Origin of the sequence: Serratia sp. BIGb0163 (genome assembly GCF_024809935.1) — a bacterium.
Taxonomy (GTDB): domain Bacteria; phylum Pseudomonadota; class Gammaproteobacteria; order Enterobacterales; family Enterobacteriaceae; genus Serratia; species Serratia quinivorans.
The window spans coordinates 77,997-93,526 of the sequence record NZ_JANUDZ010000012.1; the positions used below are offsets into that span (position 1 = coordinate 77,997).

The window sequence follows — 15,530 nt, forward strand, 5'->3', positions numbered from 1 at the left end:
CTGTCGGTTTTCTACCTTTAGAATGCAAAAAACCCGGCCTGAGCCGGGTTTTTATTAATCCACTAAAATTATTTAATTTTAGCTTCTTTGTAGATCACGTGCTGGCGGACAACTGGATCGAATTTCTTCAGTTCCAATTTTTCCGGCTTAGTACGCTTGTTCTTCGTGGTGGTATAGAAGTGACCAGTACCAGCAGAAGAAACCAGCTTGATCTTCTCGCGAACACCTTTAGCCATGATGCAGTTCCTTAATACTTCTCACCACGGGTACGCAGATCGGCCAAGACCGTCTCAATACCCTTCTTATCAATAACACGCATACCTTTAGCAGATACACGCAGCGTTACAAAGCGCTTCTCAGCCTCAACCCAAAAACGGTGTGAGTGCAGGTTCGGCAGAAAACGGCGTTTGGTCGCGTTCATTGCGTGGGAACGGTTGTTACCGCTCACCGGGCGCTTGCCAGTAACTTGGCAGACTCGTGACATGTCTATTCTCCAAAAATCAAATCAGCTCGAGCTTCGTATAGAGTATGGCCGCCTCGTCAGGCTTTTAGAGCCCATCTCAGCAAACTTCATACTGAGGAGACTCTCGTCATCAGGTTAGAAACCACACATCAGGTTGGAAACCTGCTGAGATAGGCTCTTACGCCAAACCCAAGATTCTCAAAGGTGGCGTAGTATACGCTCTGAAGCGTAAGTGCTCAAGTCCCGAACAGCTAAAGATCCCAGAAGGATCGCGAAAAAATCGCTTAAAGCCATCCGCGCTCGGCAAAAGAGACACATTCACCCCGACCTATCACCAAATGATCGAGCACTCGGATTTCCAATAACAGGCAGGCATTAACCACTTGCTCGGTTATCAAACGATCGGCATGACTGGGTTCCGCCTTACCCGAAGGGTGATTATGCGCCAGAATAATGGCGGCCGCATTAGCCTTCAACGCTTCACGCACAATTTCTCTCGGGTATACGACAACGCTGCTGATGGTACCAGCAAACATCTCCTGATGGCGAATAACACGGTGCTGATTGTCTAAAAACAATACCAAAAACACTTCCCGCTCATGATGAACCAGCAAACTTTGCAAATAATGCTGGGTCATCCTGGGGTTAAGCATGGCATTTTCCTGCGCCAGATGGCTGGAAAAGAAGCGGAACGCCAACTCGGAAATCGCCTGCAGTTGCGAATAACTGGAGTTGCCCAGCCCTTTGTGGCTGCAAAAAACCGAATGATCCGCCGACATCAGGTGATACAACGAGCCAAACTGCTCCAACAACTGTTCAGCCAGTTGCATCACGTGCACCCCCGGAAAACCGGTGCGCAGAAAAATGGCCAACAGCTCCGCATCAGACAGCGCCGATGCTCCGTAACGCAATAGTTTCTCCCGTGGTGCCAGCGTGTCCGGCCACAAGGTGATTCCCTGACTGCTCATCTTCGCCTCCCTGAAAACGCCACAGCATGCCACGCAGCGGAGAGGCCAACGACAGGTGTTTGATAACATTGCGAAGTACTGCGCAAAGCACAATGTAACGCACTGCAGACACAGCGGAATCGCTCACCTGTCTGGCGGTTATGCTAAAATGGCACATCTTTCGGATTCAATCGGACAATCATGATGACGGGACTTTCCGGCAAACATATTGTGCTTGGCATCAGTGGCGGCATCGCCGCATACAAATGCCCAGAACTGGTACGCCGCCTGCGTGACAGAGGCGCCGAAGTGCGTGTGATAATGACCAGCGCGGCGAAAGCCTTTATCACGCCGCTGACGCTGCAGGCCGTTTCCGGCCATCCGGTCTCAGACGATCTGCTGGATCCCGCTGCCGAAGCGGCAATGGGCCATATCGAGCTCGGTAAATGGGCAGATCTGGTGATCCTGGCTCCGGCCACCGCCGATCTGCTGGCGCGCGTCGCCGCCGGCATGGCCAACGATCTGCTGACCACGGTTTGCCTGGCCACCGCGGCACCCATTGCCGCTGCCCCCGCCATGAACCAGCAGATGTATCGTGCTGTCGCCACCCAAGCCAACCTGCAAACTCTGCAGGCACGCGGCATGCTGCTGTGGGGGCCAGACAGCGGCAGCCAGGCCTGCGGTGACGTCGGCCCAGGTCGCATGCTCGATCCGCTGGAAATTGTCGAACTGGCGAACAGCCATTTCTCTGCACCACAAGATCTGCAACATTTAAAGATTATGCTCACCGCCGGCCCGACGCGTGAAGCCTTGGATCCGGTACGTTTCATCAGCAATCACAGCTCCGGCAAGATGGGTTTTGCCATCGCCCGCGCCGCCGCTGCCAGGGGTGCACAGGTCACGTTGATAGCCGGGCCGGTCAATCTGCCAACCCCTCCCTGGGTCACCCGGGTTGACGTCGTCAGCGCGTTGGAAATGGAGCAGGCGGTACAGCAGCGCGCCGCAGCGCAAGATATTTTTATTTCCTGCGCCGCAGTAGCCGATTACCGTGCGGAACAGATTTCCGATGAAAAAATAAAAAAACAGGGTGATGAAATCATCCTCAAAATGGTAAAAAACCCCGACATCGTTGCCGGCGTTGCCGCAATGACGAAAAAGCGCCCCTTTGTCGTGGGGTTTGCCGCCGAAACCCAGAATGTGGAAGAATACGCGCGACAAAAACTGGCGCGTAAGAAACTGGATTTAATTTGCGCTAATGATGTATCGCTTGCAGAGCATGGGTTTAACAGTGACACCAATGCCTTGCACCTTTTTTGGCAGGATGGAGAAAAGCGCCTGGCGCTGAGCGACAAGGCACTCCTTGGCCAACGTTTAATAGACGAGATAGTCAGCCGTTATGATGAAAAAAATCGACGTTAAAATCCTGGACCCGCGTATTGGCAAGGATTTCCCATTACCGACCTACGCCACCCCTGGCTCTGCAGGCCTCGATCTGCGCGCCTGCCTGGACAGCGCCGTTGAACTGGCACCGGGTGAAACCCAGCTGCTGCCTACCGGCCTGGCTATTCACATCGCCGATACCGATCTTGCGGCAGTGATCTTGCCACGTTCCGGTCTGGGCCATAAACACGGTGTGGTGCTGGGCAACCTGGTCGGCCTGATCGATTCCGATTATCAGGGTCAACTGATGGTTTCCGTCTGGAACCGCGGTCAAAAATCCTTCACTATTGAACCCGGCGAACGTATCGCGCAGATGGTATTTGTGCCGGTGGTACAAGCTGAGTTCAATCTGGTTGAAGAATTCGACAGCAGCGAACGTGGTGTCGGTGGTTTTGGCCACTCCGGCCGCCACTAAGCGATACCCGATTGCCGACAGGGAAACGTCGCCTGAAATCTTGCCACACCGGAGAGAAGGACAGCTCTACGGCAAGGTTTGCCCGGCTACGATTTCAGCGCAGACCAGGACGCGCGGAGAATACAGGTCGTTAAGGCCGCTGACCCCAGCATCGTAAAAAAAGCCATCACATAAGCCGCACAGAGATAATCTCTGCAGCGGCCGATGCCCGGGTTTTCGAAAGTCTAAGCAGTTTTAGCAAGGGTCTAATCAGACATGGCAGAAAAAGAAAAAATCAAAAGGAACCGGCGCGAAGAAATACTGCAGGCGTTAGCCCAAATGCTGGAATCCAGCGACGGCAGCCAGCGTATTACCACCGCTAAGCTTGCCGCTAACGTCGGAGTCTCCGAAGCTGCACTGTACCGGCACTTCCCCAGTAAGACACGGATGTTCGACAGTCTGATCGAGTTCATTGAAGACAGCCTGATCACGCGCATCAACCTAATCCTGCAGGATGAGAAAGAAACCTTTAACCGCCTGCGTTTGATTTTGCTACTGGTGCTGGGGTTTGCCGAACGCAACCCGGGCCTGACGCGTATCATGACCGGTCACGCACTAATGTTTGAGCAGGATCGGCTACAGGGGCGAATCAACCAGCTGTTTGAACGCATCGAGGCGCAGCTGCGCCAGGTGTTGAAAGAACGCAAACTGCGGGAAGGCAAAGGCTTTATCGTGGATGAAACGCTGCTGGCCAGCCAGTTACTGGCGTTTTGTGAAGGCATGCTGTCACGCTATGTGCGCTCCGAATTCCGCTACCGCCCAACGCAAGAATTCGATGGCCGCTGGCCACTGTTGGCGGCACAACTGCAATAAACCCTATGCCGGGCGCGTTTGGTTGCGCCCGGCATAGTAGACTCCGCGTTAAACCCCGTACTGCTCGCGATAAGCACGAACTGCCGCCAGGTGATCCGCCATTTCCGGTTTTTCTTCCAGATAAACAATCAAATCCTTCAGCGTCACGATGGAAATGACCTTGCAGTGATAGTCACGCTCAACTTCCTGAATGGCAGAAATATCCGCGCGGCCGCGCTCCTGGCGATCGAGAGAAATCAATACCCCAGCCAGGGTGGCACCACCAGCGCCAATGATTTCCATCGATTCACGGATCGCCGTACCGGCAGTGATGACGTCATCCACCAGCATTACACGGCCCTGCAGCGGGCTGCCTACCAGAGTGCCCCCTTCGCCATGGGTTTTGGCTTCTTTACGGTTAAAGCAGTACGGCACATCACGCTCATGATGTTCTGCCAATGCAACCGCCGTGGTGGTCGCGATCGGAATGCCTTTGTAGGCCGGGCCAAACAGCAGGTCGAACTCAATACCGGAATCCACCAGCGCTTCGGCATAGAAGCGCCCTAACAGCGCGAGATCACGCCCGGTATTAAACAGGCCGGCATTAAAGAAATACGGGCTGGTGCGGCCGGATTTCAGGGTGAACTCGCCGAATTTCAATACCTGCTTGTTAAGCGCGAACTCGATAAACTGGCGCTGATAGGCTTTCATTACTGCTTCTCCTCGTCTGGTCGTTAGATCTGTTAATACTGCCGCCCGATCGCCGGGCGTAAAAAAGGCGACCCTTGAGTCGCCTTAATAATTAGTCTGCCAGCGCCGCTTTCTGCGCCTGGAAGATGGTATCGATGCCCCCTCGGGCCAGCGCCAACAGCGCCAATAGCTCATCGTGGCTGAACGGCTCGCCCTCGGCGGTGCCCTGCACCTCGATCATGCGACCATCTTCCATCATCACCACATTCATATCGGTTTCTGCTGCAGAGTCTTCGACGTACTCCAAATCACACAGCGCTTCGCCGTTAACAATGCCGACGGAAACTGCAGCGACCAACCCTTTCATCGGGTTGGCTTTCAGCTTGCCGTTAGCCACCAGCGCATTCAACGCATCGGCCAACGCAACACAGGCACCGGAAATAGACGCGGTACGGGTGCCACCATCGGCCTGCAAGACGTCACAGTCGAGCGTGATGGTGAACTCACCAAGCTTTTTCAGATCTACCGCTGCACGCAGTGAACGGGCGATCAGACGCTGAATTTCCAGCGTACGGCCACCCTGCTTGCCTTTTGCGGCTTCGCGGGCGTTACGGCTGTGGGTAGAACGCGGCAGCATGCCGTATTCAGCGGTGATCCAACCCTGGCCCTGACCTTTCAGGAAGCGCGGAACGCCCTCTTCTACCGTGGCGGTGCACAAAACCTTGGTATCGCCAAACTCAACCAGCACTGAGCCTTCTGCATGTTTGGTGTAGTGACGGGTCAGTGTCAGTGGGCGAACTTGTTGTGGTGCTCTGCCTGCAGGACGCATGGGCTCTCTCCGGCTTCTAATCAACGATTGGCTGCGCATTATACGGGCTTAGTGACGTAATGCCTATCCTGCCCGCATCTCCAACGCTATAATCGCTTCATCTTTTCCTATTACGGGTACGCATCAATGATCCGCAGCATGACAGCCTACGCCCGGCGTGAAATCAAGGGTGAATGGGGCAGCGCAGCTTGGGAGCTGCGTTCCGTGAACCAACGCTATCTAGAAACCTACATCCGCCTGCCGGAGCAGTTCCGCAGCCTGGAGCCGGTGATCCGCGAACGTATTCGTGGCCGCCTGACCCGTGGCAAAGTGGAGTGCAACCTGCGCTTCGAACTGGATCCGAGCGCACAAAGCTCAATGATCCTGAACGAAAAACTGGCCAAACAGCTGGTTGAAGCCGCCAACTGGGTAAAAATGCAGAGCGACGAAGGTGAAATTGATCCTATCGACGTACTGCGTTGGCCAGGCGTGATGTCTGCCCAGGAGCAGGATCTGGACGCTATCAGCGCACAGCTCATGCAGGCGCTGGACGGCGCACTGGATGACTTCATTATTGCTCGCGAAAGCGAAGGTACCGCACTCAAAGCGCTGATTGAACAGCGTCTGGACGGCGTTAGTGCCGAAGTGCTCAAGGTACGTGCCCAGATGCCAAACATTCTGCAATGGCAGCGTGAACGTCTGGTCAGTAAGCTGGAAGAAGCTCAGGTACAGCTGGAAAATACCCGTCTGGAACAGGAACTGGTGTTGATGGCGCAGCGTGTTGACGTCGCCGAAGAGCTGGATCGCCTGGAAGCGCACGTAAAAGAAACGCACAACATCCTGAAGAAAAAAGAAGCCGTAGGTCGCCGCCTCGACTTTATGATGCAGGAGTTCAACCGCGAATCCAACACCCTGGCATCCAAGTCGATCAATGCCGAAGTCACCACCTCCGCCATCGAGCTGAAAGTGTTGATCGAGCAGATGCGCGAGCAGATTCAGAACATCGAGTAATATGTCCCTGCATTCGTTCAAGCCCGCGTCAGCGGGCTTTTTTACGGCTATGCTCTGGGTAAACCAGCAGCCTGCTCTTCGGTAATCAAGCCCATTTTCTGCAGTTGAACGGCAATGCCCCAGGTTGAGCGTTCAAATTCGCTGCTCATTATCTCCAGCGTCATGCCGGCTGCGTGGCTTTCCTGCAACCGCTGCTTCTCTTCTTCATCCCACGGGAAATAAGATTTTGCCGGCCGCCCCTCAAAAATATTCTTCTGTCGCCGTTCCTCCGGCGTTAGCTTGGTCTTTTTCTGGCGTTCAGTTTCACTCTGAAACTCCTCGGCCAGAGCGAACAAAAGGCGTATCGCTTCCGGCGAACTGGCCATTGAGGCAGGTTTCAATAACTCGCCGGTATCGGGATTAACGCCATTAGCTAATGCCCGCAATAAAGTACTGGTGTTCATCATCTGTATCCTCATCCTGAGAAAAAATCACTGATCTTCTACGACAAAATGTCAGAGTATCTTCCTGGTTACTCCTCAATAAACCAATCTATTAGCGCAACCCGTTGTGCATTCTGCGCATTGGGTTCCAAGCCGTTATGCAACAACCATCGAAGAGGAGAACCTTTGCGCGCCATAACGCAAAAATCACATCGGATACGGAACGGCGTGGGTTTATGAAAAACTGCGACCGAGCAGGCACGGATGCCAATGGGTAACTTATCTCGCTGACTGATAGTATTTTATTCCAATTATCACCTAAGGTAATGAAAGGTGGGCCAAGCTGTGGCTAAATGTGTTTTTTCATGCCCGCAAGCCGTACGGACCCTTTATGCCGCAAATTCTGCAATTTATTTTTGCCCTGGTGGTGATCATCGCCCTGGCGCTGCTGGTCAGCAACGACCGCAAAAAAATCCGCCTGCGTTATATTATTCAACTTTTGGTCATTGAAGGCGCACTCGCCTATTTCTTCCTGCATTCAGAAAGTGGCCTTAGCGTCATCAGACACGTCGCCGGCTTCTTTGAAACGCTGCTGACATACGCTGCGCAAGGCTCCGACTTTGTGTTTGGCGGCATGAGCAAAGACGGGTTGGCGTTCATTTTCCTTGGGGTTTTGTGCCCGATTATCTTTATTTCTGCGCTAATCGGTATTTTGCAGCATTTCCGCATTCTGCCGCTGGTTATCCGTGTGGTCGGTACCCTGCTTTCCAAAGTTAACGGCATGGGCAAGCTGGAGTCGTTCAACGCCGTCAGCACGCTGGTGCTCGGACAATCGGAAAACTTCATCGCCTACAAGGGCATCATTGGTGATATCTCTCCGCGCCGCATGTACACCATGGCGGCAACCGCCATGTCGACAGTCTCCATGTCCATCGTTGGCGCCTATATGTCGATGATAGATGCGCAATACGTAGTGGCTGCGCTGATCCTGAATATGTTCAGTACCTTTATCATTTTGTCGATCATCAACCCCTATCAGTTGGACGATGAACCTGAGCTGAAGCTGAGCAAGCTGCATGAAGATCAGAGCTTCTTTGAAATGCTGGGCGAGTACATTTTGGCGGGCTTCAAAATTGCGATGATTATCGCTGCCATGCTGATCGGCTTTATTGCACTGATTTCTGCGGTAAACGCCCTGTTCTCCGCCGTGTTCGGTATCAACTTCCAGCAGATCCTGGGCTACGTATTCTATCCGTTGGCCTGGTTAATCGGCATCCCGGCACCGGATGCGCTGCGAGCCGGCAGCATCATGGCGACCAAGCTGGTAGCCAATGAATTTGTGGCAATGATTGAATTGAAGAAAATTGCGGCGGAGCTAACACCACGCGGCCTGGGCATCCTGTCGGTATTCCTGGTGTCCTTCGCCAACTTTGCCTCTATCGGCATCGTGGCCGGGGCAATCAAAGGGCTTAACGAGCGACAGGGCAACGTGGTTTCTCGTTTTGGCCTGAAGCTGGTCTACGGCTCAACGCTGGTTAGCCTGCTGTCGGCGGCAATCGCCGGGTTGGTGCTGTAAGCCAAACTCATATCCCGGCCTGCGGGCCGGGACTTCCTCAGAACGCGACACAGACAGGGGTATCAACCCGCATCACAGAATCCTGGGCAAACTGTTGCTTATAACTGCTACGCAGCGCCTCGATATTGGTTTCACTTTCCTTGCCCAGTGCATGGATCAGCATCAGCGCTTTACTGTTCTCACGTGCCAGCTTGCCGTCATTACCCAGCCACTGCCCTTTGGCATCAAATACCGACAGCCCATCTTTAAAGCGCGGCGTCACTTGCCGATCCACAAAACTCTGCCATTCTGCTGCGCTAATCACCGGTCCTGTCGGGCGATTCAGACCAAAATACAGCGTGGTTTGCGTCATAGGATCGCCTACGGAGCAAGTCGCCGTCTTTTGCTGCGCGGTATTTGGAACCGGAGCAACACAGCCGCTCGTCAGCAAGGCAGCGGTTAAAGCCGTCGCCAGCAGGAGAGTATTTTTCATTTGTCTTTATGTTCCTTAGTGAATGCCATTATCCGTTGTCGACCAGCCGCCTCAGACCTACTGCAATAAATATAGTCAGCCATAGAAACTAACACTGAATTTCTAATGCATCGATTAGCAATAAAAGACTAGAAAAGGCAATAAACAAGTTAAAAAAACCACCAATGGATTAATTAAAGTAATCCGAAGCGTCACCGGTTAGAAAAACTCAGTAGCGATATATCCCGTCGGCGATTACCCTTCCACCATTACACCCAATCCCGCCCACCCTGTGAATACCTTATGTTACTGAGCATTCTTTATATCATTGGCATCACTGCCGAAGCCATGACCGGCGCACTGGCCGCAGGCCGTCGCCAGATGGATATGTTTGGCGTAATTATTATCGCTTCGGCCACCGCGATCGGTGGCGGTTCGGTACGCGATATGCTGCTCGGGCATTTTCCATTGGGGTGGGTCAAACATCCTGAATATATCGTTATCGTCGCCATTGCGGCGATTGTCACTACCTGGCTGGCCCCCCTGATGCGTCACCTGCGTCGCCTGTTCCTGGTTTTGGATGCCGTTGGCCTGATTGTGTTTTCAATCATCGGTGCGCAGGTCGCGCTGGATATGGGCCATGGCGCCATCATCGCTGCGATTGCCGCCGTGATCACCGGCGTATTCGGCGGCGTACTGCGAGATATGCTTTGTAACCGCATTCCGCTGGTTTTCCAGAAGGAAATCTATGCCGGTATCTCCTTTGGCGCCGCCTGGTTGTATATCGGCCTGCAACACTTCAGCCTGCCGCATAACATGGTGGTGATCATCACGCTGGTCGTCGGCCTCAGCGCCCGCTTGCTCGCCCTGCGCTTTCGTCTGGGCCTGCCGGTATTTAATTACCAGCACCCGGATCATTAATAATGGTTCATCTCAAGGGCAACATATGCTGCGCCAGGTAGTCTACAAAGACCCTCACCTTTGGCAGCATATGGCGGCTTGACGGCCACAGGGCAGAGAAAAAACCCTGCTCCTGCGTGTATTGATCCAACACCGCCGTCAGCCGTCCGGCGTTAACAGCCTGACACAGCGTAAAATCCGGCAGGTAGGCGATACCCAACCCTTCTTGGGTGGCGTGGATCAACGCTTCGATACTGTTGCAACTCAGCGTCACCGGGACTCGAAGGGAAACCGGTTCCCCATCAGCAAACAATGTCCACTCCTGCAGTTGCTGCCCCCCTGGATAGCGATAGCGTAAGCAGGCATGGCTGAGTAAATCTTCCGGTACCTGCGGCATGCCCCGCCGCTGGAAATACTCCGGCGCTCCCGCCAGTATCAACCGGAACGGCCCCAGCCGCCGAGCCATCAGCCTGGAGTCCGCCAGATCACCGCTGCGCACCGCCACATCAATACCTTCGGCGATCAGATCCACCATCCGGTCATTAAAATCCACGTCCAGCTCAACCTCGGGATAAAGCTCACTGAAATCAGCCAGCAGCGGGACCAACATTCGATAGCCAATAGCCGGCATGCTCACACGTAGCTTGCCGCGCGGCGCATCAGAGATCCTCGCCATTTCGGCTTCTGCATTTTCAATTTCGCTGACGATGCGTTGGCAACGTTCAAAAAACAGTGCGCCTTCCTCGGTTAAATTGATGCGCCGGGTACTGCGGTTAAACAGCCTGACGCCCAATGATTCCTCCAGCCTGGCTACGCTTTTCCCTACGGCGGAAGCAGATATACCCAGCCGTTCACCTGCGGCGACAAAACTGTGTAACTCGGCAGCGCGCACAAAAGCCAATAAGCCGCTGAGACTGTCCATCTGCGTTCCAATTAGAGAGTTATTGTCCTTAAAGAGTGGAGTAAAGCCCCATTTTTGGCCAATTAAATCCTCTTTATCATCCAATCCAGCCAACAATACTTTCGCTGGAGTCAATCATGACCACCCCTTTAAGTCTGCCAACCCTTCCCCCAGCCCTGTCTGAGCACCCACAGCGTTGGGTTACCCTGTTCTCAGTCTGCCTCGCCGGATTGATCATGCCGATTAACTTTACTGGCCCGGCAGTCTCTCTACCCGCTATCGCCACCAGCTTGGGTGGCAGTGTCATCGCCCTCAGTTGGGTCACTAATGCCTTTATGCTGACCTTTGGCTGCAGCCTGATGATTGCCGGTGCGCTCGCCGATCGCTTTGGCCGTAAACGCGTGTTCATCAGCGGCCTGATGGTGATGACCCTAAGCTCACTGGCTATGCTGATGGTGCAGGACATCATCTCCTTTGATTTGATCCGTGCGTTGCAGGGTATTGCCGCCGCCGCAGCGTTTGCCGGGGGAACCGCCGGCCTGGCTCAGGTATTCGATGGCGCAGAACGCGCCAAGGCCTTCAGCCTGCTGGGCACCACCTTTGGCATCGGTCTGGCATTTGGCCCGCTGCTGGCAGGGTTTCTGGGGCAGCATTTTGGCTGGCACTCAATTTTTATCAGCGTGTCGTTGCTCAGTGCCATCGCCTTGTTCACCGGAATGCGTTATATGCATGAGTCGCGCGATCCTTCAGCGGCCAAACTTGACTGGCCCGGCGCGATCACTTTTACGCTGGCTCTGACGTTGTTGACCTATGCCGTACTGCAGGCCCCCGACAGCGGTTGGGGCAGCCGCGAAGTCATCGCCCTGTTCAGCGGCGCGCTGCTTTTTATGGTTGCCTTTATCCTGATAGAGAATCGCGTGCGCAGGCCAATGCTTGATCTGTCTTTATTCCGTTATCCACGCTTTATTGGCGTGCAGTTTTTGGCGGCTGCCCCGGCCTATTCCTATGTGGTACTGCTGGTTTTACTCCCGCTGCGCTTTATTGGCATCGAAGGTTACGGCACCCTGGAGGCGGGTATCATTATGTTCGCACTCTCAGCGCCAATGCTGGTACTGCCGATGTTGGCCGGCATGTTGGCTCACCGGTTTTCCGCCGGCGTCATTTCCAGCCTGGGCCTGCTGATCTGCGCCTTCGGCCTGCTATGGCTGGCGCAATATTCGCCTGGCCAGCCGTTCCTGCTGCTTATCTTGCCGCTGTTGACCATTGGCTGTGGCATCAGCCTGCCCTGGGGATTAATGGATGGCCTGGCGGTCAGCGTGGTACCGAAGGATCGCGCAGGCATGGCTACGGGTATTTTTAGCACCATTCGGGTGGCGGGCGAAGGCATCGCACTCGCCGTGGTGGGCGCATTGTTGGCCACTTTGGTTGAACAGCACCTACCGGGCACCGCGCTGACTAACGCAGCCGCTGGTGCCCATCGGCTGGCAATGGGTGACCTACCGCAAGCGGCTGCACTGCTGAATATCGATACTGCAACGTTGAAGCAGAGCTACGAAGCCGCATTTCATAACCTGCTGTATATTCTGGCGCTAATGACAGCGATTTCAGCAGGCGTCGTTTTTATTTTCCTGCGCCATGCCTTGCCTCCGTCGATCGCCAACACTTTGACGACAACCGTAAACTCGCTTGTTGAGAAACCTACGGAGTAAATACCGCATTAATGGGTTCTGCAAAACCGGTTATTTGCTGGGATGCCAGCGTGCTGACCAGGGCCAGCAGTGGCGGGTGTTGAAGAAAATCGACAACCTGCCGCGCCCTTTTGGTACCAATACCGGCCATTGTCCGCCACGCCTCGGTTGGCAATTGCTGGGCCTGATGCCAGTTTTTCAACGTCACCGCTTGCTGTGGGGACAGCGGCGCACCTAAAGCAATTAACCAGCGGGCGAATGGCTGCTGCCGTGCCAACTGAAATTGCCGGTAAATACTCTGCCCTCGCTTATCACCAATACCAGAGGCAGACATCAACTGTTCCGGCGTCAGCATCAGCCAGTCCAACAGATGCCGTACCAACCCCTGATCGATTAATGCCTGCCAGGTGGATTCACTGACGCCGTGCAGATTTAACCCCTGTCGGCCACTTAGCCATGCCAGCCGGGCAAGAAATTGCTGACGACAATCCGGCCGCCAGCTAAAGCAACTCAACGGATGATAATCTTCTGCGGATGGCGCACTGGGTACTGACCTTTCTTTTACCCGCCAGACCACTTTATTCAGATGTGGAATACCGTGCCCCTTCAGGCTGATCGCCACTTGATCTCCTGGCGCAACCGCCCACTGTCGCCAACGTGACAGCGAACCGAGATTAACCCGTGCCACCCATTTGTCGTCCAGTCTGACAGGCTCCAGCCTCAGTACCACGGCAATTTTCCCGGTACGGCCCACATTGAAATCGACCCCATTGACCTGCGTAACCTGCTGCACAGGCGGATATTTCCAGGCCACGGCCCAATCGCCGGGCTTCGCTTGCCAATACCGTCCCTGCGGTGAACGCGCCTGATGAATCACCACACCATCGGTAACAAAAGGCAAGGCCGCCTGGTACCAGTGCTCCCGCCATTGCTGCACTTCCGCCAATGATTTCACCGGTTGCGAGTAAGCCTGGGCCAAGGGGAATCCCATTGCGGCAAGCTGCTGCAAACGCTGCGGCATGGCCTGAGGACCGTCCGGCCAAGCCCAGACAAACAGGCCAATCTGTTGCAATAGCGGCGAAAGCTGCTTTTTCATTAATGCACCGGCAACCCTCGCCCGGGCATTGATGCCGCCGCTGATTTTCTGTTGATGACCGTTCACCATCAGGAACAGCTCACCTTGCAGAGTCAGCGTCTGTGGAGACCCCTTGATACTGGCGGGTACTGCCGGTATCGCACGTACTTTTTCCAGCCAATTCTCCCCCTTTAGCCCATTTCCCCGACTGATGGCCGCCACCAGTTCTCCGTCACGATAAACCAGCGTAATGGCCACGCCGTCCACCTTGGGTTGCACCCAAAGATCGCTACGGCCATGTAGCCATTGGGCCACAGCAGCCGTATCCGGCAATTTACGTAATCCGGTATGCGCAACCGGGTGCGACACCTTGCCCGCCGGTAAAAGCGGAACAGGTTCATCTGCCGGTGCCAGCCCGGCGCAACCTAGCCACAGCCGCAGCTTTTTCCGCAGGCTGTCGTACACTTCATCCTCAATTAAACTGTTTCCCTGTTGGTAATAAGCCACATCCCAGCGCTCAAGCTGGTTTTTTAACGTGGTTATCTCCAGTTGCAGCCGCTCAGGTCGCCATGTCGGGCAAGTCTCCGCCCATAGCGACCCACTAAACGCCAAACAACCCAGCAGGATCATCCCGATCCCCATGACACCCTTATGCATTGAGCACCTCCCTGATAACCGGCAGTAAATCCGGGAAGTGAAGGCACGGCAATGGCCAATGAGTCGTTATGCAAAACGGCTCGAGAAAAACAGATCGCGTTGCAGAAAACTGCCAAAACTTAGCGATACGCTGCGCAAACTCGCCAGTTTGAGGTTTTTTCAGCACAAAGCGGCGGGCAAAATGCGAGCTAACGCTGCATCCGGCTCGTTAGCCGTGTATACTGTGCGGAGAAAATACACATCCGCTGTTATTGGCATATCAACCGCTATCAACGAACATCATCATGGCTCAAGGCACGCTTTATATTGTCTCTGCCCCCAGTGGCGCAGGGAAATCAAGTCTGATTCAGGCTTTGTTAAAGACGCAACCGCTGTACGACACGCAGGTTTCGGTTTCGCACACCACGCGCGACAGCCGCCCGGGTGAACAGCACGGCGATCATTATTTCTTCGTCTCAAAAGATGAATTCTGCCAAATGATTGAGCAGGATGCGTTTCTTGAGCACGCGGAAGTGTTCGGCAACTATTACGGGACCTCACGTGCCGCTATTGAGCAAGTGTTGTCGACCGGCGTAGACGTTTTCCTGGATATCGACTGGCAGGGCGCACAGCAAATTCGCGCCAAAATGCCACAGGCGCGCAGCATCTTTATTTTGCCGCCGTCGAAGGACGAACTTGGCCGTCGCCTGCGTGGCCGCGGGCAAGACTCGGATGAGGTGATCGCCAAACGCATGGCTCAGGCCGTGGCCGAAATGGCACACTACGCGGAGTATGATTATTTAATCGTGAACGATGATTTCGATCTGGCCCTGTCCGATCTGAAAACCATTATTCGCGCCGAACGCCTGCGTTTAGGCCGCCAATTACTGCGGCATGACGCTTTAATCAGCAAACTATTGGCAGACTGAAGACAGTTTCAGTATTATGCCCAGTCTTTTCGTCACCTGTGGAGTAGCACAAATATGGCACGCGTAACTGTTCAAGACGCTGTAGAGAAAATTGGTAACCGTTTTGACCTGGTGTTGGTCGCTGCTCGTCGGGCACGTCAAATCCAGACTGGCGGTAAAGATGCACTTGTTCCGGAAGAAAACGACAAGTACACCGTTATCGCGCTGCGCGAAATCGAAGAAGGCCTGATCACCAGCCAAATCCTCGATGTTCGTGATCGTCAGGAGCAGCAAGAGCAGGAAGCCGCAGAGATTCAAGCGGTTACCGCCATTGCTGAAGGTCGTCGTTAATTAGACTGCGAGTCTGC

Annotated in this window: 18 protein-coding genes; 9 read left to right on the top strand and 9 right to left on the bottom strand. The window is 54.3% G+C overall.

The window, feature by feature from the left end:
* Positions 1 to 68: 68 nt before the first annotated feature.
* The 3 genes from rpmG to radC form a co-directional block, all read right to left on the bottom strand.
* Entirely contained in the window at positions 69 to 236 is a 168-nt protein-coding gene (rpmG, locus tag M2406_RS25635) for a 50S ribosomal protein L33 (protein ID WP_004392084.1), read from the bottom strand.
* Between the two features lie 11 nt (positions 237 to 247).
* Positions 248 to 484, bottom strand: a complete 237-nt coding sequence (rpmB, locus tag M2406_RS25640) for a 50S ribosomal protein L28 (protein WP_004953342.1) — start codon at positions 482 to 484, stop codon at positions 248 to 250.
* 263 nt (positions 485 to 747) lie between these two features.
* Positions 748 to 1,431: a DNA repair protein RadC gene (gene radC, locus M2406_RS25645; protein ID WP_012147513.1), complete on the bottom strand. Its 684-nt coding sequence runs from the start codon at positions 1,429 to 1,431 to the stop codon at positions 748 to 750.
* Positions 1,432 to 1,611: 180 nt separating this feature from the next.
* Here radC and coaBC point away from each other — a divergent pair, with 180 nt between their 5' ends.
* From coaBC to slmA, 3 genes are all read left to right on the top strand, one after another.
* Positions 1,612 to 2,829 carry a bifunctional phosphopantothenoylcysteine decarboxylase/phosphopantothenate--cysteine ligase CoaBC gene (coaBC, locus tag M2406_RS25650; RefSeq protein ID WP_012147514.1) on the top strand — a complete coding sequence of 406 codons (1,218 nt, stop codon included), beginning with the start codon at positions 1,612 to 1,614 and terminating at the stop codon, positions 2,827 to 2,829.
* Positions 2,807 to 3,265 carry a dUTP diphosphatase gene (dut, locus tag M2406_RS25655; RefSeq protein WP_259191878.1) on the top strand — a complete coding sequence of 153 codons (459 nt, stop codon included), beginning with the start codon at positions 2,807 to 2,809 and terminating at the stop codon, positions 3,263 to 3,265. Before coaBC ends, dut begins: the two co-directional genes overlap by 23 nt.
* Positions 3,266 to 3,520: 255 nt before the next feature.
* Positions 3,521 to 4,117, top strand: a complete 597-nt coding sequence (gene slmA / locus M2406_RS25660) for a nucleoid occlusion factor SlmA (protein ID WP_012147516.1) — start codon at positions 3,521 to 3,523, stop codon at positions 4,115 to 4,117.
* 48 nt (positions 4,118 to 4,165) lie between these two features.
* Here the strand turns inward: slmA and pyrE are convergent, their stop codons facing one another.
* Together pyrE and rph are read right to left on the bottom strand one after the other, a co-directional pair.
* Positions 4,166 to 4,807: an orotate phosphoribosyltransferase gene (pyrE, locus tag M2406_RS25665; RefSeq protein ID WP_012147517.1), complete on the bottom strand. Its 642-nt coding sequence runs from the start codon at positions 4,805 to 4,807 to the stop codon at positions 4,166 to 4,168.
* 91 nt (positions 4,808 to 4,898) lie between these two features.
* Entirely contained in the window at positions 4,899 to 5,615 is a 717-nt protein-coding gene (gene rph / locus M2406_RS25670; protein ID WP_012147518.1) for a ribonuclease PH, read from the bottom strand.
* A 126-nt stretch (positions 5,616 to 5,741) separates the two neighbouring features.
* Here rph and M2406_RS25675 point away from each other — a divergent pair, with 126 nt between their 5' ends.
* Positions 5,742 to 6,605 (top strand): YicC/YloC family endoribonuclease, encoded by an 864-nt coding sequence (locus M2406_RS25675; RefSeq protein WP_012147519.1) that lies wholly within the window; start codon positions 5,742 to 5,744, stop codon positions 6,603 to 6,605.
* 47 nt (positions 6,606 to 6,652) lie between these two features.
* Here the strand turns inward: M2406_RS25675 and M2406_RS25680 are convergent, their stop codons facing one another.
* Positions 6,653 to 7,048 (bottom strand): hypothetical protein, encoded by a 396-nt coding sequence (locus tag M2406_RS25680; protein ID WP_026142598.1) that lies wholly within the window; start codon positions 7,046 to 7,048, stop codon positions 6,653 to 6,655.
* Positions 7,049 to 7,418: 370 nt separating this feature from the next.
* Here M2406_RS25680 and M2406_RS25685 point away from each other — a divergent pair, with 370 nt between their 5' ends.
* On the top strand, positions 7,419 to 8,603 hold the full coding sequence (locus M2406_RS25685; RefSeq protein WP_259191879.1) for a NupC/NupG family nucleoside CNT transporter: 1,185 nt from the start codon (positions 7,419 to 7,421) through the stop codon (positions 8,601 to 8,603).
* Between the two features lie 37 nt (positions 8,604 to 8,640).
* On the opposite strand, the gene M2406_RS25690 is transcribed toward M2406_RS25685, so the two are convergent.
* A complete protein-coding gene (locus tag M2406_RS25690) occupies positions 8,641 to 9,075 on the bottom strand; it encodes a DUF3574 domain-containing protein (RefSeq protein WP_259191880.1) in 435 nt (144 codons plus the stop codon).
* Between the two features lie 282 nt (positions 9,076 to 9,357).
* On the opposite strand from M2406_RS25690, the gene M2406_RS25695 reads away from it, so the two are divergent.
* On the top strand, positions 9,358 to 9,975 hold the full coding sequence (locus M2406_RS25695) for a trimeric intracellular cation channel family protein (RefSeq protein ID WP_017894457.1): 618 nt from the start codon (positions 9,358 to 9,360) through the stop codon (positions 9,973 to 9,975).
* A 7-nt stretch (positions 9,976 to 9,982) separates the two neighbouring features.
* On the opposite strand, the gene M2406_RS25700 is transcribed toward M2406_RS25695, so the two are convergent.
* Entirely contained in the window at positions 9,983 to 10,876 is an 894-nt protein-coding gene (locus M2406_RS25700) for a LysR family transcriptional regulator (protein ID WP_112363665.1), read from the bottom strand.
* A 116-nt stretch (positions 10,877 to 10,992) separates the two neighbouring features.
* Here M2406_RS25700 and M2406_RS25705 point away from each other — a divergent pair, with 116 nt between their 5' ends.
* Complete coding sequence (locus M2406_RS25705; RefSeq protein ID WP_259191881.1) at positions 10,993 to 12,564, top strand: MFS transporter; 1,572 nt, start codon at positions 10,993 to 10,995, stop codon at positions 12,562 to 12,564.
* Here M2406_RS25705 and ligB read toward each other — a convergent pair.
* Positions 12,554 to 14,275 carry an NAD-dependent DNA ligase LigB gene (ligB, locus tag M2406_RS25710; protein ID WP_259191882.1) on the bottom strand — a complete coding sequence of 574 codons (1,722 nt, stop codon included), beginning with the start codon at positions 14,273 to 14,275 and terminating at the stop codon, positions 12,554 to 12,556. The two genes, M2406_RS25705 and ligB, sit on opposite strands and share 11 nt — an antisense overlap.
* A 284-nt stretch (positions 14,276 to 14,559) precedes the next feature.
* Between ligB and gmk the strand changes: the two genes are divergently transcribed.
* Together gmk and rpoZ are read left to right on the top strand one after the other, a co-directional pair.
* On the top strand, positions 14,560 to 15,183 hold the full coding sequence (gmk, locus tag M2406_RS25715; protein ID WP_012147536.1) for a guanylate kinase: 624 nt from the start codon (positions 14,560 to 14,562) through the stop codon (positions 15,181 to 15,183).
* 54 nt (positions 15,184 to 15,237) lie between these two features.
* Complete coding sequence (rpoZ, locus tag M2406_RS25720) at positions 15,238 to 15,513, top strand: DNA-directed RNA polymerase subunit omega (protein ID WP_004953385.1); 276 nt, start codon at positions 15,238 to 15,240, stop codon at positions 15,511 to 15,513.
* The last annotated feature ends 17 nt before the right edge of the window (positions 15,514 to 15,530 follow it).

What these genes read in the sequence shown, in the direction of transcription:
- rpmG (WP_004392084.1), bottom strand. Translation starts at nt 236, where the DNA reads ATGGCTAAAGGTGTTCGCGAGAAGATCAAGCTGGTTTCTTCTGCTGGT.
- rpmB (WP_004953342.1), bottom strand. Translation starts at nt 484, where the DNA reads ATGTCACGAGTCTGCCAAGTTACTGGCAAGCGCCCGGTGAGCGGTAAC.
- radC (WP_012147513.1), bottom strand. Translation starts at nt 1,431, where the DNA reads ATGAGCAGTCAGGGAATCACCTTGTGGCCGGACACGCTGGCACCACGG.
- coaBC (WP_012147514.1), top strand. Translation starts at nt 1,612, where the DNA reads ATGATGACGGGACTTTCCGGCAAACATATTGTGCTTGGCATCAGTGGC.
- dut (WP_259191878.1), top strand. Translation starts at nt 2,807, where the DNA reads ATGATGAAAAAAATCGACGTTAAAATCCTGGACCCGCGTATTGGCAAG.
- slmA (WP_012147516.1), top strand. Translation starts at nt 3,521, where the DNA reads ATGGCAGAAAAAGAAAAAATCAAAAGGAACCGGCGCGAAGAAATACTG.
- pyrE (WP_012147517.1), bottom strand. Translation starts at nt 4,807, where the DNA reads ATGAAAGCCTATCAGCGCCAGTTTATCGAGTTCGCGCTTAACAAGCAG.
- rph (WP_012147518.1), bottom strand. Translation starts at nt 5,615, where the DNA reads ATGCGTCCTGCAGGCAGAGCACCACAACAAGTTCGCCCACTGACACTG.
- M2406_RS25675 (WP_012147519.1), top strand. Translation starts at nt 5,742, where the DNA reads ATGATCCGCAGCATGACAGCCTACGCCCGGCGTGAAATCAAGGGTGAA.
- M2406_RS25680 (WP_026142598.1), bottom strand. Translation starts at nt 7,048, where the DNA reads ATGAACACCAGTACTTTATTGCGGGCATTAGCTAATGGCGTTAATCCC.
- M2406_RS25685 (WP_259191879.1), top strand. Translation starts at nt 7,419, where the DNA reads ATGCCGCAAATTCTGCAATTTATTTTTGCCCTGGTGGTGATCATCGCC.
- M2406_RS25690 (WP_259191880.1), bottom strand. Translation starts at nt 9,075, where the DNA reads ATGAAAAATACTCTCCTGCTGGCGACGGCTTTAACCGCTGCCTTGCTG.
- M2406_RS25695 (WP_017894457.1), top strand. Translation starts at nt 9,358, where the DNA reads ATGTTACTGAGCATTCTTTATATCATTGGCATCACTGCCGAAGCCATG.
- M2406_RS25700 (WP_112363665.1), bottom strand. Translation starts at nt 10,876, where the DNA reads ATGGACAGTCTCAGCGGCTTATTGGCTTTTGTGCGCGCTGCCGAGTTA.
- M2406_RS25705 (WP_259191881.1), top strand. Translation starts at nt 10,993, where the DNA reads ATGACCACCCCTTTAAGTCTGCCAACCCTTCCCCCAGCCCTGTCTGAG.
- ligB (WP_259191882.1), bottom strand. Translation starts at nt 14,275, where the DNA reads ATGCATAAGGGTGTCATGGGGATCGGGATGATCCTGCTGGGTTGTTTG.
- gmk (WP_012147536.1), top strand. Translation starts at nt 14,560, where the DNA reads ATGGCTCAAGGCACGCTTTATATTGTCTCTGCCCCCAGTGGCGCAGGG.
- rpoZ (WP_004953385.1), top strand. Translation starts at nt 15,238, where the DNA reads ATGGCACGCGTAACTGTTCAAGACGCTGTAGAGAAAATTGGTAACCGT.